The organism is Alicyclobacillus acidocaldarius subsp. acidocaldarius DSM 446, assembly GCF_000024285.1.
GTDB lineage: Bacteria > Bacillota > Bacilli > Alicyclobacillales > Alicyclobacillaceae > Alicyclobacillus > Alicyclobacillus acidocaldarius.
In genome coordinates, this window is sequence record NC_013205.1 from 246,996 (window position 1) to 260,529 (window position 13,534).

Consider the following 13,534-nt stretch of genomic DNA (forward strand, 5'->3'; position numbering starts at 1 on the left):
GAACGCCCCATCCCGCTTCATCACCCGCAATTCCCGCTGATCCCATCTCCGCTTCGCTGCGTATGACTCCATGAAACGCGACGTCAGTTTTCGAGGAGCGGCAAGCCATGGCCTCCAGCTTGTCCCGTGCAGCGGCTTCCACTATCATACGTGACAGCACAACCAACTCCATCGTCCGTTTGAGGAGAGTGGACATGAACGGTGAGCTGTCCGACGACATGCTGCTTGCCGCCATCGCGCGCGGGCAGCGCGATGCGCTCGAGGCGCTCTACGATCGATTTGCGCGCCTCGTGTACAGCTTCGCCTACCGCGTGACGGGAAACGTCTCGCACGCCGAAGAAATCGTGCAGGACGTGTTTGTCAAGGTGTGGCGTCAGGCGCATGCCTACAATCCCGCGCTGGGCAAGGTCTCCACATGGCTTTTGACCATCGCGCGCCGATCCGCCATCGATCTCCACCGCCGCGAGCGGCGCCAACAGCACGAGTCGGGCGAAGAGCTGTTTCCCATCTTGCCGGATCACGCGCCCACCCCGGATCGCGTGGCGGAGCAGAGTGATTTGCGATCACGGATCCGACAGGCGCTCGCCAAGCTCCCCGAGGAGCAGCGGCAGGTCGTGGAGTGGATGTACTTTCAAGGGTATACGCAAAACGAGATCGCGGAACGATTCGGTTGGTCGCTCGGGACTGTGAAGAGCCGCGCTCGGCTGGCCATGCAGAAGCTGCGCGATGAATTGCAGAGCGTCGGATGGGAGGTGGAGGGCCGTGGCTGACAAGGTGTGCGAACTGTGTGCGCTCTACGTCCTCGGCGGGTTGGACGAAGCCGACCGCCGCGCGTTCGAGGAACATCTGGCCACTTGCCCTGACTGCCAGGCCGAACTGGCCGAGATGAAGCCCATCGCCGACGCCATGCTGTACGACTTCGACGAGATGTCGCCGCCGCCCGAGTTGCGCCAGCGCGTCCTGACAGCCGTCTTTGCGGAGGCGGACGCGGAAAACGACGCGAAGGGCGCGTCCCCATCGCCGTGGGCCTCGAAGGATGGCGGAGCGCCGCGTGACCGCGTGACGGACGACCGGGGTGCGTTTGAATCCTCATCGGCGTTCGAACCCACACCTGACTCGAAACCGACCACCGAAGCTTGGTCGGCGCGCCGAGAGCGGCGCCGAATTCGGACGTGGTGGATGGCGCCGTGGGCCGCGCTGGTGCTCGTCGCGGCAGGGCTCGGCTGGTCGCTGCATCGCGTCGCTCCTTACCAAACGATTGGTGAAGTGAAGACCCAGGTTCAGCTCGCGCCGACGGCAGGGATGGGCAGCGCGCAGATGTGGGTCATTGCTTCACCTCAGGGTAAAGAGATGCTCATCCGTTTTCACGGTTTGAAGCGACCGGTCGGATCGCAGGTCTACCAGGTCTGGGTGATTCACGACGGCCAGCCGCCTCAATCCGCCGGCGTGTTTGTCCCGGACGCGCAGGGGAACGCCGTGTTTGCCTCGCTGATGCCGAATGAACCTGTGAATGTGGTCGCGGTCACGCTGGAGCCGAAAGCCATCGACGTGCGACCGCTTGGCACCATGGTGTTCAAGGCGCAGCTTTCCACGTGATGGTAGGCCGGTGAGAGGCAAGCGTCGAGGCAGGAATTTGTTGCGGGCGCATCGAACGCATCCACCCTGAAGCGGTCCTAGGGAAATGGGGCGATTGGGGTGTGGAGCTTGTTCACGGACTACGATGCGCTGGGACTTGCTGAGCTGGTGCGGAGCAAACAAGTCCATCCGCGAGAGCTCGTTCAGGCGGCTATCGAGCGCATCGAAGCACTGAATCCAAAGCTGAACGCCGTCATTTATAAGCGGTACGAGAAGGCTATCGCCGAGGCGGAGGCTGTCCCTGCGGATACACCCTTGGCAGGCGTCCCGATGCTTGCCAAGGATGTGCACCAGGAAATCCAGGGCGAGCCGATGACGTTCGGTTCCAAGGCGTATGCGTCTCATATCGCCGAGGAAGATTCCCACTTTGTTCGGCAGTTCAAACGAGCCGGAGCCATCTTCTTAGGCATCACCAACGTGCCTGAATTTGCTCTCATGGCGATCACGGAGCCAGCGCACTATGGTCCGACGCGGAATCCCTGGGACCTTCGGGTGACACCCGGAGGATCGAGCGGCGGTTCCGCTGCCGCGGTCGCGGCGGGCATGGTGCCTATGGCGGGGGCGAGCGACGGCGGAGGTTCCATTCGCATCCCTGCGGCGTATTGCGGCCTGTTTGGACTGAAGCCGACGCGCGGCCGGACACCTGTGGGGCCTAAGCTCGGCCGCCATTGGCTCGGTGCGTCGGTCAACCACGTATTGACGCGAAGCGTGCGAGACAGTGCGGCCGCATTGGACTGTCTGGTGATGGAGGAGAAGGCGGCGGCGTTCATGGCGCCGAGATCGGCCGAGCGATACCTTGACGTGATCCACCGCCCGTTGCCGAAACGTCTGCGCATCGCGTTTACCACGGAATCTCCGCTCGGCACGAAGGTTCACCCGGAGTGCGCCGAGGCGGTGGTACGCGCGGTGCGCTTCCTCGAAACGCTGGGCCATGAGGTCGAAGAGCGAACGGCGCCGGTCGACGGACGGCAGGTGGCCAAGAGCTACATATGGATGTATTTCGGCGAGGTGGGCGCGCAGCTCCAATCCCTTCGAGCCATCCTGGGGCGCCACCCTCGGCCGAGTGACGTGGAACCCGTCACGTGGTTGCTTGGATCTCTGGGGAGATCTGTATCAGCAGCGGACTTTGTCGCCAGCGTCCGAGAGTGGGACAGGGCTGCTGCGCAGATGGAAGCGTTCCACGAAACGTACGACTTCTATATCACGCCGACGACGGCCATGCCGCCCGCGCGCATTGGCGAACTGTCGCTCAAACGTAGCGAGGCGAAACTCGCTCTGTGGTCGCACCGATGGGGCATCGCGCGGCTGCTGCAGCGGGCCGGGATCGTGGACAAGCTCGTGGAGACAAGCCTCATGAGAACTCCATTCACCCAGCTTGCCAATCTAACGGGTCAGCCGGCGATGTCGCTGCCGCTCTACAGGTCCTCGACGGGCGTTCCGCTCGGCGTGCAAGTCGTGGCGGCGCGCGGGCGGGAAGACCTTCTTCTTCAACTCGCATCCTTGTTGGAACAGACGAGCCTCTGGGTGGACTTGAAGGACAACCCTCCCATCCGCGAAGGCCACAGTCTTTCCTCTCATGATGTCTGAACAGCCTGCCTTGTCGCTCCAAAAGCCTCAGAGGCGCCGTCCACATCCTGGGCGGCGCTTTACCGTCTGACCACGTTTCGCGTGTCTGTGTGATCCATCCGTCGACCTCCTGCGTATTCCTAGGCGAGTGCCACGGGAGGAGGGCGGTTGATGCGGCCACATCGGTTTCAAGCGTTTGTCTTACTCATCGTTGGCTACGAGTGGCTCATTTCTGGGCTGAACAAAGTCCTGGCCCATCACTTTGTGCAGGGGTTAGGCGATGAACTCGCGGCGGCGGAACACGGGTTGCCGTACGGGTTCTACGCGGTGCTTTTGTCTCACGTATTCGTTCCTCACGCGCACTTCTTCGCTTGGCTCGTGATCGTCGGCGAGTGGACGAGCGGCGTGCTTCTCCTCGCGATGGGCGCCATCGCGTGGTTTCGCCCCCTATTCCCTGTCGAAAAGGCGATCACGGCCGCAACGCTCGCCATCGCAAGCTTCATGGTGCTCAACTTCTTCTTCTTTCAGGGCGGCAGCTACTTTATCAACCCGTCGGACCCGTACGACGAGGGCATCCCCGTTGATTTTGTGCTCTTCTGGATTCAAATCGGGCTCATGATAGCGCTTCTTCGAAAAAAGTCGAGTGATGAAGTGATCCAACCTTCCCTTTCATCCGTAGACACGAGTGAAAGATTCCACAGAACCCATGGAGGGATGTCGAAGTGAACATGAAAAACAAGACCAAGTGGCTCGGGGCTTCCGCCGCATGCATGATCGCGCTGGGGGGCATGTCCAGCGTCGCGATGGCGGGGACAACGTCCAAGATGTGGCCAGTCAAGCCGGCACCTGTGACCGCAAACGCGGCCATCAACCTGCGGGTCAATCTCGACAACCTGCTCGCGCAGCACGCCGTGCTCGCCATCGAGGCGATGGAGGCTGGCTACGACAACGCGCCGGATTACAACAACTGGGTTACTCTCCTCAACCAAAACACGGACGCGCTCTCGAACGCTATCGCGTCGGTGTATGGAGATAAGGCAGGCCAGGAATTCAAGTACATGTGGAGCGCGCACATTCAGGACTTCGTGAACTACGTCGTGGCCACGGTCAAGAATGATCCGTCCGGACAGCAGGCGGCCCTGAACGCATTGGCCGCGTACGAGCAAAACTTCGCGAAGTTCCTGGCTTCGGCCAACCCGTATCTGAGCGAGCAGGCGGTGCAGGACGGACTCCGCGAACACGTGCAGGAGCTTTTGACCGCGTTCACCGACTACGTCAACAAGGACTATAACGACATGGCGCAGGAGCTCGTGCAGGCGTACAACCACATGTTCATGGTGGGTGACGCGCTCGCCGGCGCCATTGTCAAGCAGTTCCCGCAGAAGTTCGGGATGTCTTCTCCGGATACGGCGGCCGCCAATCTGCGCGTCACCCTGGATCAGCTCCTGGCCCTGCACGCCGATCTCGCCAATCTCGCCATGGAGGCCGGGTACAGCGGCGCGGGCGACTTCCAAGCGCTGGCCAACGTGCTCAACCAGAACACGGACCAGTTGGCGAACGCCTACGGTTCCGTGTATGGATCCCAGGCAGGGGCGGAATACAAGCAGCTGTGGGCGGATCACATCAACGACTTCGTCAACTATGTCGTGGCCACCGCTAAGAATGACGCGGCCGGGCGCCAGCAGGCCGTGAGCGATCTCGAGGACTACAAAGTCCACTTTGCGGAGTTTCTGGGCAGTGAGAACCCGAACCTGAACGTGCAGGCCGTGGAGGACGGTCTCGAGACGCACATCGACGAACTGCTCGCGACCTTCAACGACTACGTGAACAAGGACTATGCGAATTCTGCTAGCGAATTCGCCATGTCTTACAACCACATGTTCATGACCGGCGACTCGCTTGCAGCCGGCATCGTCCAGCAGTACCCGGCCAAGTTCGAGAGCGCGAGCGATACCTGGACGTGGACCGGCATTTCGCTCGAGGTGAACGGCCAGGCGTGGAAGATGCCGCTCGGCGTCTGGGGCGTGAATCCGGCGACGAATCAGAGCGAGCAGTACGTGCCCATCTGGTACGTGATGCAGGTGCTCGACAAACTGAACATCCACAACAGCTGGAACGGCCACGAGTGGATGATCCAGACGAGCGGATCGTACAACTGGAATTCCAAGTTCAGCGGCGGGTACATCACGCTCGACATCAACGGCCAGGTGGCCGGCATGGCGAACGGCACGGTCCTCGTGGATCCGTACTCGCACAAGCCCACCACGTTCATGGCGATGTCGGACGTCGCCAAGATCCTGAACGATCTCGGCCTGAAGTATACGTGGGGCGGCTCCACGCTCAACATCATGACCTCGATGTGAGTCGCGCAACCGCGACTCCAGGCGTCAAAAGAGGAAGCCCGGCGATGCCATTCGCCGGGCTTCAGCGCGTCCAGACAAGGAGCGCGATGCTCAAGAGCGCCATGGCTATCACGCCCAGGTCTCGGCCGCGCACTCGCCACTCGGGCAGCAGGGCGGAGGGAGGCGGAACTTCAAACAGCCGGCGCGCCTCCATGGCATCCGCCGTCGTCTCACCGAATCGAAGCATGCGGATGACAAACGGCGCAATGACGTTGGCCACGTCCACAAGCGCTCGCGAGGTGCTCTGCGTGCGCCCGGCGTTCTGCAGGCGAACGCGGTAGGCGTACCACTGTTCTCGGTAGATGACCTCGACCGCGGGGATGAACCGGGTGACAAGCGCGCCAAACCAGCTGGCGACGAGTCGCTGCCGGCGCGGCACGACGCGGGCCAGAGCGCCATCGACCAGAGCGGCAAACTGGAGCGATGAAAACCGCGCGAGCGCCAACTGGCCGATCTGCAGGAAGCACCAATACGGCACAACTTCGAGAAATGTGTGCTTCGCCGCGGTGGGATGAAAGGCCCAGCGCGCGTGGAACGGCGGCCCCAGCTGAAGGCCGCTCACGGCGCACGCAAGGATGGCAAAGCTCCCCCAGGTCCACGTCAGGCGCAGGGTTGTGCGCAGGGGCGCGCGCAGCGCGGCCAGGAGCGCGACGGTGGCGATCACGGCGACGAGATCGCCCGCCGGCCGATGCACGAGCGCGATGGCAATCGTGAGCGCCGTGAGCGCCAGCCAGCGCAGGGCAGGGTGAAAGGCGCTCGCACTGTTTTCTGCACTGCGCTCTGGCGGCGCGGCCTCACCCGCGGCGGCGTACGCCAACCCGCTCGAGGCGTCCGGAGCCGCGGCCGCTGGCTGGGCGTCATGGCGCGAAGCCTCGGCGGCCGTATCCTCCCCGCCGCATCCGGCTTGCGACTCCAAGAGCCGGGTGGCCAGACCTTCCGGGCGGTAGAGGCCGGGCTCGGGGCCGCCGGTTGGCGCGAGGGCCAAGGCGAGCCGAACGGAAGGCGGGATGGGGACGCCGTCCTGTTTTAAGGCCTCGGCGGCCTCTCCAAATGCCTGGGGCGTCCCGTCGAAGACGAGGCGGCCATGGGCGAGCGCCAGTACGCGGGTGGCGCCAAACAGCGCCTCGTCGAGATCGTGCAGCGCCGTGATGGCAAGACCGCCCTGCTTCACAAATCGCGCGATCTCGTCGAGTAGTTCGGCGCGAGACGCCGCGTCGAGCCCGCTTGTCGGCTCGTCGCAGAGGAGCACATGGCCAGGCCGCGCGAGCGCCATGGCGTAGACAAACTTGCGCTGCATGCCGGTCGACAGGCGGGACGGGAGATCATCCGGCTTGAGATGGCCAAGGCCGAGGGGAGCGAGCCGAGGCACCACCCATTCGCCCCATCCGCGCCGGACCTCGGCGCTTGGCATCCGCAGGCTTGCCGCGAACTCCTCCGCCGCAGAGGTGGCAATGAGGAGCCGCTCCGGCGCCTGAGGAAGGTACGTTCGCTGCACCTCTCCCTCGCCTGCCTGCGGGCGGTAGGCGATTTCGCCGGCCGTCGGCGCCGAAATCCCCGCCAGCGCGTCGAGCAGTGTCGACTTTCCCGCGCCGTTTCGCCCCACGAGCAAAATCCACTCGCCGGCCGACGCTTCAAACGAGATGTTCGACAGAACCGGCGTCGCTCCGCGCGCGACGGTCACGGATTTCACCTGCAACAGCACGCCGCCATCCCTCCACAAACTCTTGTTCTGTGAGCGGTGCGAAGTTCGCCCCCGTCGCTTCGCGGATGTGGCGCGCTGCCCGAACCAGGTAGGGCGGCTTCAAGTCGAGATCGTCACAAGGGGCATGCCCGTCCCATCCGTAGAAGAAGGCCCGAGGCGACATCGGCTCGCTCATCGTGCCGCCCTTCATCACCGTCACCGCGTCCGCCGCGAGCACGTCGTCCATGTCGTGCGTGACGAGGAGCACGGTTCGTCCGGTTTGCGCGAGCTGCCGAAACAGGGCGCGCATGGAGGACCGGGCATCGGGATCGAGTTCCGCCTGCGTCTCGTCCATCAGGAGCACGTCGGCGCCGGACGCGAGCGCTCCTGCCACCGCGAGCTTCGCCATCTCGCCGCCGGAAAGCGCGTCCACCGGGCGATCCGGGGGCACCCCAAGTCCCACGGTCTGCATCCAACCGCGAATCTCGCGTCGAAGCGCGTCTTTGTCCGGTGTGGGCTTGCCGAGGTGCGTGGCGCGCGCGGCGATGGCGACAGCGAGTTCCTCTTCGACCGTCTGTCCGACAAAGCTCGCCGCGGGCGGCTGGAAGCCCATCTGCACGCGCCATCTCGCGGTGTGCCATGGCTTACCGTGCACGTCGATCTCGCCCTGAAACCGCGCCAGTCCCACCAGCGCTCTGAAGAACGTCGTCTTTCCTGCGCCGTTTGGCCCGACGAACGCCATGACGCACCCGCGGGCGATCTCGCCGGACACATCGCTCAACACGGGCTTGGCGGCGCCGGGTGGCGTGACCGACAGTCGCCGCCACGCGAGTGCGGGAGGTTCCACCCCGGCTGCGCCCCTGTGCTGCGTGAAAAGGTTCGACGGTGTGTTCGACATGGGACGCCCTCCGCTCGCATTCGAGGTTGTCTTCGATGCTTATTGTCAACTATAATCTCTTCTTGGGTTAACAATATCATATCCATTCAGGGGAGTGGTCAAGTTTCATGGCCAAAGTTCGCGGACTCATCTTCTGTGCGCTCTTCATCGCTATCTTCGCCGTGCTGAGCCTGGTGCAGATTCCGGTCGGCTCGGTGCCCATCACGCTCGAGACGCTCGTGGTGCAGGTGTGCGCCGGCTTGCTCGGCCCCTGGTACGGCGCGCTGACCTTCGTCCTCCTCATTGTACTGGATCTCATTGGCCTTCCACTCATCGGCGGCCACGCCGGTCCAAGCCTCATGCTCGGCCCGACGGCGGGCTACATCTGGGGCTGGCCGTTCTGCGCGCTCTTCGCTGGCCTCGCCATCGCGCGGGTGCGCCCCGGATCTCGCGGCGAGATCGCCAAGCTTATCGCCATCCTGTTTGTGTTGGGCGATCTCGTCTGCTACATCCCGGGCGTGCTGTGGCTCCGGCACGTCGTTCCGTCCTTGCATCCCTGGGGATCGGCGCTCGCGGGGGGCGTGTGGCCGTTCTTGCCCGGCGACTTTGTGAAGAGCGTGCTGGCGGCCGTGATCGTCGCCCGAGTGCGCCGCGTCTATCCGACGGAGCGGCTCTTGCGCGGCGCGCGCTATGCGGCGGAATCCAGCGCTGCAGAGTCCTGACGAAGGAGATGCCCTCGTCGCTGCTTGAAGGCCCGCGCCTCGACTGGGGCGGCGGGCCTTCGTCGCGCCTTCTGCGCGGAGAAGGATTTTGTGTTTAGAAGCACGAACTACATCGATACACATGCTCCGCACGGGGGGGCCGAAAACGATGCGGGCGTGGCTGAAGTGGCTCTTGCTGAAGCCGTTGGCGACCGAGTATCGGCTGTTGGCGTACGTGGTCAGCATGCAGGTCGTCGTGTTGGCCATGGTGGCGGCCATTGTCTACGATGCCGCGGGCGGCATGCGCGCGCTGGCGCATTGGGAACAGGCCCTGAGGGCGGATAGCCTTCCAATTCTTCGCGCCCTCGCCTCGCGGCCGCTTTATCTGACGCTTTGGATTGTCGGCATCGGCACAGCGCTGGTGCTGGCGTTTTCCGCCTTTGCGTACCGCGAACTGTTCCTGGATCTCCGCCAAAAACGAGATTTGCGCAAGCGACTCGCGCACGAATCGAGTCACGATGCGCTCACGGGCGTCCTCAATCGCGCCTACTTCATGGACTATTTCGAATACGCCGTGCGCGCGGCCGAGCGAGACGCGGATCGGCTCGCGCTTTTGTATCTCGATCTCGACCGCTTCGAAGCGCTGAACGCCACATTCGGCTATCGCGCGGGCGACGATGTGCTCCGCAGGGTGGCGAGGATGTGGGAGGCGGAAAAGCGCAGCGTGGATGTCCTGGCCCGCCTGGGCGGAGACGAGTTTGCCGTCCTCATGGCTCACGCGGGTCCGGAGCTTGACGTGCTCGCCGTGGCGAATCGGCTGATGGCGTCGTGTCGTCAAGTGGAGACATTGTCCAACCGATTCGATCTCGGCGCGTGTGTCGGAATTGCGTTCTTTCCCGAAGACGGGACCACGCCGGACGTCTTGCTTCGCAAGGCGGAGCTCGCGGTGCAGCGGGCCAAGCGGCGGGGGCGGCACCAGGTGTGCTTTTACCGCGAGTCGCTCACGGCCGGCATGTCGCGGGCGGATCGCCTGAGAAACGAATTGCCCCGGGCCATCTCGCGGGGAGAGATGTACGTGGTGTATCAGCCCATCGTCGATGCCAAGACGGGCCGGTTGGTTTCCGCGGAGGCGCTCGTGCGCTGGCGGCACAGGGAATGGGGCGAGTTGTCGCCTGGGGAGTTTCTGGTGATTGCCGAGGAAGCAAGGCTCATGCCCGCCATCACCCGACGCGTGATGGAGGAGGCCGTTTCGAGTCTTGCCGCGTGGCGGCGCAGCGGGTTTTCCCTCACCTTGTCATTGAACATTTCCGCGCAGGACTGCCAACTGTACGCCGATCTCGTCGATGACCTCTCGCGCCTCGTCGCCGAGCACGGCGTGAAGCCGCAGGATGTCGAGATCGAGCTGACGGAGCAGTCGTTGATGGAACATGCGGCGGAGGATTTGGTGCGCGCGCTGTGTCAACGTGGCTTTCGCATCGCGCTCGACGACTTCGGGACGGGCTATGCTTCCCTTGCCTATCTGCGGCGGTTTGAGGTGACGCGGATTAAAATTGACCGGAGTTATGTGGCGCGCCTGTTCACAAATGAATACTACAAACGGCTCATTCGCGCCGTCATGGCGCTCGCGCGAGAACTGGGGCTCGAGGTCACGGCCGAAGGCGTGGAGACCGCGGAGCAGGAGGCGTTCCTGCGGGCGATAGGGGTCAACAGGCTGCAGGGGTTTCGCTACGGCCGGCCGGTGAGCGCGCCGGCCCTGCAGGAGGTGGCGGCGGGGCATACGGACCCGCTCTAGGGAGATGAGCAACATGTGCGTCGATGAGATGGGGGATTCGGCACACGCAAGGGTGTTGAAGCGATGTGTGGGCCTTCTGGTGGTGCAGAAATTCTTCTCGAGCACCCTTTTATATGGCGTCGTTGCCTCGCTCTTCATGGTGTCGCGAGGGCTTGATTACACGGAAATCTTCACATTGGAATCTATCTTGGCCCTCGTTCTTTTTCTTGTGGACATTCCTTCGAGTGCGTGGGCGGATAGATATGATCGAAAATGGATGTTGGTACTCGGACATGCAGCCGCGGTGATGTCCGTGCTGTTCTTTGCCTGGGCGCGTCCATTCTGGATGTTTGCAGTCAGCTATGCGCTGAGCGGTGTGGGTATCGCCATCCTGTCGGGCGTTGAATCGGCATATGTCTACGATCTGTGCAAGGCGTTCGATGGTCAAGAACATTCGACCCGCGTCTACGCTTGGCTCAATGCCGCTGAACAATGCGCCACTCTGTTGAGCTTTCCGTTGGGCAGTTGGCTGGCGATGCACAGCTACGTGCTGGCGGTCTACGCGACGGCGGCAGCCAATGCGGTAGGACTCTTCCTTGTTCTGCTCCTGCCGGCCCAACGGGTTCGGGGGAATCAAGGACAAGAGGACGATCAACGTGTGACGAACCAGCGGAGCGCATTGGTCTCCGCCTGGAACTTCATTGTCTCGAACCCGCGATTGCTGCTGTTGGCCTTTGCTGGTCCCGCGGTGTGGGTGGTGTTCAACGGTTTCAACTATTTGAATCAGCCGCTCTTTGTCAGGGCAGGGTTGCCAGTGCATGACTTCGGCTGGGTGATGGCGGCCGGATCGCTCTCTGCGATGGCGATTTCGCTCTTGGTTGGCCGCGTAAACCAGCGATTTGGCTTCATGGGCCCCATTGTCGCCAGCACCCTGGCGATGTCCGCTGCTTTTGCGTGCATGGCTTGGACGAATCACCTGGCATGGATTGTCGTTTCTATTTTGATTCTGAATATGGGCGAATCGCTACGGTCGCCCCTGTTAAACAGCGTCACGAATTCACTCGTGCCCTCGGAGGTTCGGGCGACCGCTCTGTCCGTTCTGACTGCAGTCGGCACCTTGTTGACCTTGATTTTGAACCCCGTTATTGGCCACTTTGCGGACCACTCGGTGGCCGCGGGCCTTCTTTTCAGTGGAGCGCTCGTTTTCCTGTTTTCCTTGGGAGGTTTTCCGTTCCTGCTCTGCATCAGCAGGCATTCGGCGTTGCGTGAAATGTCTCCCGATCCGTCAGGGGATGCCAATCCGCGGTAACTCTGTGTTGCACATCGGCGTTCGAGCCTGGACGAGGAGCGATAGGAGGAGCTTGCGAGCCTCCCATGCGGCCGGTCTGTTGGTCGAGAAGGCTACGATGAGCACCACCCATCAGGCGATCAGCTGATGGAAAAGGCCCGCCCGGTTGACGCGCGCCAGGCGGGCCTGCGGAGTCATTACGCCCAGAACCCCACGTACTGAGTCTCTCTTTCGAATCCCCAGACAATCCAGATGATGTTGTAGACAAAGGGGACCAGTATCCACCACACGTTCGCGCCACTGTGTCCGAACGCGCGGCACAACTTCACCTGCCAAATGATGAAGAAGATCACATTGACGATCGGCACGAGCAAAATGAGCAGCCACCAGGCGCTTTTGTGAATCATCTTGAGCTGCAGGACGATGTTCAGCACAGGCACCCAGGCAAACCAGGCGATGCTCGCGAGTCCCGCCTTCTTGGCGAGGCGGTAAAAGGCCATGGATGTGAGAATATAAAGTGCGATGTAAATGAGGTACACCAGGACCAGCACTCGATCACCCCCTTCCATCGGCTGCAACGGCCTCAAAAGTCAACTTATGCTCGCGCTCTCATGTTATGAAATTTCCATCTCCTTGCCTAGGGGTGTTGGATCTTCGATGGAATGACACTGAAGGTCAAACCACAAAGCGACTCGGTGCGGGCGCATGATAAACAAGAGGGAGTGAGATCGACATGCTTGACTGAAGTGATGAAATCAGTTATCCGATTCGAAAGTTGAAGATCTCATCTTGCAATTTCAGCGGGTTGGGGAGTGGCTCTATTCCGATATTGTCCGGCTACGCGACGAATGGGCGGCTTCGCTCGAGGCGCAGGATGTCATGGACATGGGCGAATTGATGTCGCTCATCGACCATCCCGATGTGGTGGTGGTCGACGTGCGTCCCAGGGATGAATACGAATACGACCATATTCCCGGAGCGTTGTCGATCCCCATCGATGAACTGGAATCGAAGATATCCGAGTTGCCTCGCGACAAGCGAATCGTGGTGTATTGCCGCGGTCACTACTGTTTGTACGCACCAGAGGCCGTACAGCTTCTCCGGCGCCACGGTTTCGACGTGGTTCGGCTCGATGAGGGCGTTCGCGAGTGGAATCGTCTCGCTCATGCGACCTGAACGAATGTTGTGAGGCACGCATTCTGTGAGGTCTGTGACACTTTGGTGGAAGTCAGATGGGAGGAGATCAGCATGATCTTTCGGCAGTACTCGGGCAATTGGTCAATGCAGCCGGCACCGCCCTCGTACTCGTCACTCAGTCATTTGCCGCCTGGGTCATGATAGCCGTGCTCACGGGCGTCGGCACTGCGTTGGTCTATCCGGTGCTCTTGTCAGCGGTTGGTGATGCCTCGCATCCATCCTGGCGCGGTGCGGCGTTGGGGGTTTATCGCATGTGGCGCGACGGGGGATACGCGGTGGGTGGAATTTTGCTAGGGTTTGGCGCAGACCTGTTGGGGATCCGGAGTACCTTTGCATTGCTGTCCATTGTGGTGTTCTTGTCCGGGATCGTCGTGATGATTCTCATGAGGGAAACCTTACGTATCGAATGACATACC

Annotated in this window: 13 protein-coding genes; 10 read left to right on the forward strand and 3 right to left on the reverse strand. The window is 62.1% G+C overall.

All coding sequences use genetic code 11. The annotated features are described in order from the left end of the window. Positions 1-194 precede the first annotated feature (194 nt). The 5 genes from AACI_RS01160 (at position 195) to AACI_RS01180 (ending at position 5,564) form a co-directional block, all read left to right on the forward strand. Positions 195-770: an RNA polymerase sigma factor gene (locus AACI_RS01160; protein ID WP_012809665.1), complete on the forward strand. Its 576-nt coding sequence runs from the start codon at positions 195-197 to the stop codon at positions 768-770. Next, positions 763-1,596: an anti-sigma factor gene (locus tag AACI_RS01165; RefSeq protein ID WP_012809666.1), complete on the forward strand. Its 834-nt coding sequence runs from the start codon at positions 763-765 to the stop codon at positions 1,594-1,596. The genes AACI_RS01160 and AACI_RS01165 overlap by 8 nt, the downstream gene beginning before the upstream one ends. Before the next feature lie 99 nt (positions 1,597-1,695). Next, a complete protein-coding gene (locus tag AACI_RS01170; protein ID WP_012809667.1) occupies positions 1,696-3,222 on the forward strand; it encodes an amidase in 1,527 nt (508 codons plus the stop codon). A 150-nt stretch (positions 3,223-3,372) separates the two neighbouring features. After that, complete coding sequence (locus tag AACI_RS01175; protein ID WP_012809668.1) at positions 3,373-3,927, forward strand: hypothetical protein; 555 nt, start codon at positions 3,373-3,375, stop codon at positions 3,925-3,927. 2 nt (positions 3,928-3,929) lie between these two features. Further along, a complete protein-coding gene (locus AACI_RS01180) occupies positions 3,930-5,564 on the forward strand; it encodes a hypothetical protein (protein WP_245530748.1) in 1,635 nt (544 codons plus the stop codon). A 61-nt stretch (positions 5,565-5,625) separates the two neighbouring features. Here the strand turns inward: AACI_RS01180 and AACI_RS01185 are convergent, their stop codons facing one another. Beyond that, positions 5,626-7,305, reverse strand: coding sequence for an ATP-binding cassette domain-containing protein (locus AACI_RS01185; RefSeq protein ID WP_012809670.1), 1,680 nt, complete (start codon positions 7,303-7,305; stop codon positions 5,626-5,628). Beyond that, positions 7,235-8,131 carry an ABC transporter ATP-binding protein gene (locus tag AACI_RS01190; protein WP_245530650.1) on the reverse strand — a complete coding sequence of 299 codons (897 nt, stop codon included), beginning with the start codon at positions 8,129-8,131 and terminating at the stop codon, positions 7,235-7,237. Before AACI_RS01190 ends, AACI_RS01185 begins: the two co-directional genes overlap by 71 nt. A gap of 158 nt (positions 8,132-8,289) precedes the next feature. On the opposite strand from AACI_RS01190, the gene AACI_RS01195 reads away from it, so the two are divergent. From AACI_RS01195 to AACI_RS01205, 3 genes are all read left to right on the forward strand, one after another. Further along, positions 8,290-8,883, forward strand: coding sequence for a biotin transporter BioY (locus AACI_RS01195; RefSeq protein WP_012809672.1), 594 nt, complete (start codon positions 8,290-8,292; stop codon positions 8,881-8,883). A gap of 148 nt (positions 8,884-9,031) precedes the next feature. Beyond that, on the forward strand, positions 9,032-10,654 hold the full coding sequence (locus tag AACI_RS01200; protein ID WP_012809673.1) for a putative bifunctional diguanylate cyclase/phosphodiesterase: 1,623 nt from the start codon (positions 9,032-9,034) through the stop codon (positions 10,652-10,654). A gap of 13 nt (positions 10,655-10,667) precedes the next feature. Then, entirely contained in the window at positions 10,668-11,942 is a 1,275-nt protein-coding gene (locus tag AACI_RS01205; protein WP_012809674.1) for an MFS transporter, read from the forward strand. A 176-nt stretch (positions 11,943-12,118) separates the two neighbouring features. Here AACI_RS01205 and AACI_RS01210 read toward each other — a convergent pair whose 3' ends face one another. After that, complete coding sequence (locus AACI_RS01210) at positions 12,119-12,472, reverse strand: DUF5684 domain-containing protein (RefSeq protein WP_012809675.1); 354 nt, start codon at positions 12,470-12,472, stop codon at positions 12,119-12,121. A 238-nt stretch (positions 12,473-12,710) separates the two neighbouring features. Between AACI_RS01210 and AACI_RS01215 the strand changes: the two genes are divergently transcribed. Together AACI_RS01215 and AACI_RS01220 are read left to right on the forward strand one after the other, a co-directional pair. Next, entirely contained in the window at positions 12,711-13,097 is a 387-nt protein-coding gene (locus AACI_RS01215) for a rhodanese-like domain-containing protein (protein ID WP_012809676.1), read from the forward strand. Positions 13,098-13,153: 56 nt separating this feature from the next. Continuing rightward, positions 13,154-13,528 (forward strand): MFS transporter, encoded by a 375-nt coding sequence (locus tag AACI_RS01220; protein ID WP_245530651.1) that lies wholly within the window; start codon positions 13,154-13,156, stop codon positions 13,526-13,528. Positions 13,529-13,534: the final 6 nt, after the last annotated feature.

Bases quoted from the DNA above. Each gene is read 5' to 3' on its own strand.
- AACI_RS01200 (WP_012809673.1), top strand. From the start codon at position 9,032: ATGCGGGCGTGGCTGAAGTGGCTCTTGCTGAAGCCGTTGGCGACCGAG.
- AACI_RS01175 (WP_012809668.1), top strand. From the start codon at position 3,373: ATGCGGCCACATCGGTTTCAAGCGTTTGTCTTACTCATCGTTGGCTAC.
- AACI_RS01160 (WP_012809665.1), top strand. From the start codon at position 195: ATGAACGGTGAGCTGTCCGACGACATGCTGCTTGCCGCCATCGCGCGC.
- AACI_RS01205 (WP_012809674.1), top strand. From the start codon at position 10,668: ATGTGCGTCGATGAGATGGGGGATTCGGCACACGCAAGGGTGTTGAAG.
- AACI_RS01180 (WP_245530748.1), top strand. From the start codon at position 3,930: ATGAAAAACAAGACCAAGTGGCTCGGGGCTTCCGCCGCATGCATGATC.
- AACI_RS01220 (WP_245530651.1), top strand. From the start codon at position 13,154: ATGGGAGGAGATCAGCATGATCTTTCGGCAGTACTCGGGCAATTGGTC.
- AACI_RS01195 (WP_012809672.1), top strand. From the start codon at position 8,290: ATGGCCAAAGTTCGCGGACTCATCTTCTGTGCGCTCTTCATCGCTATC.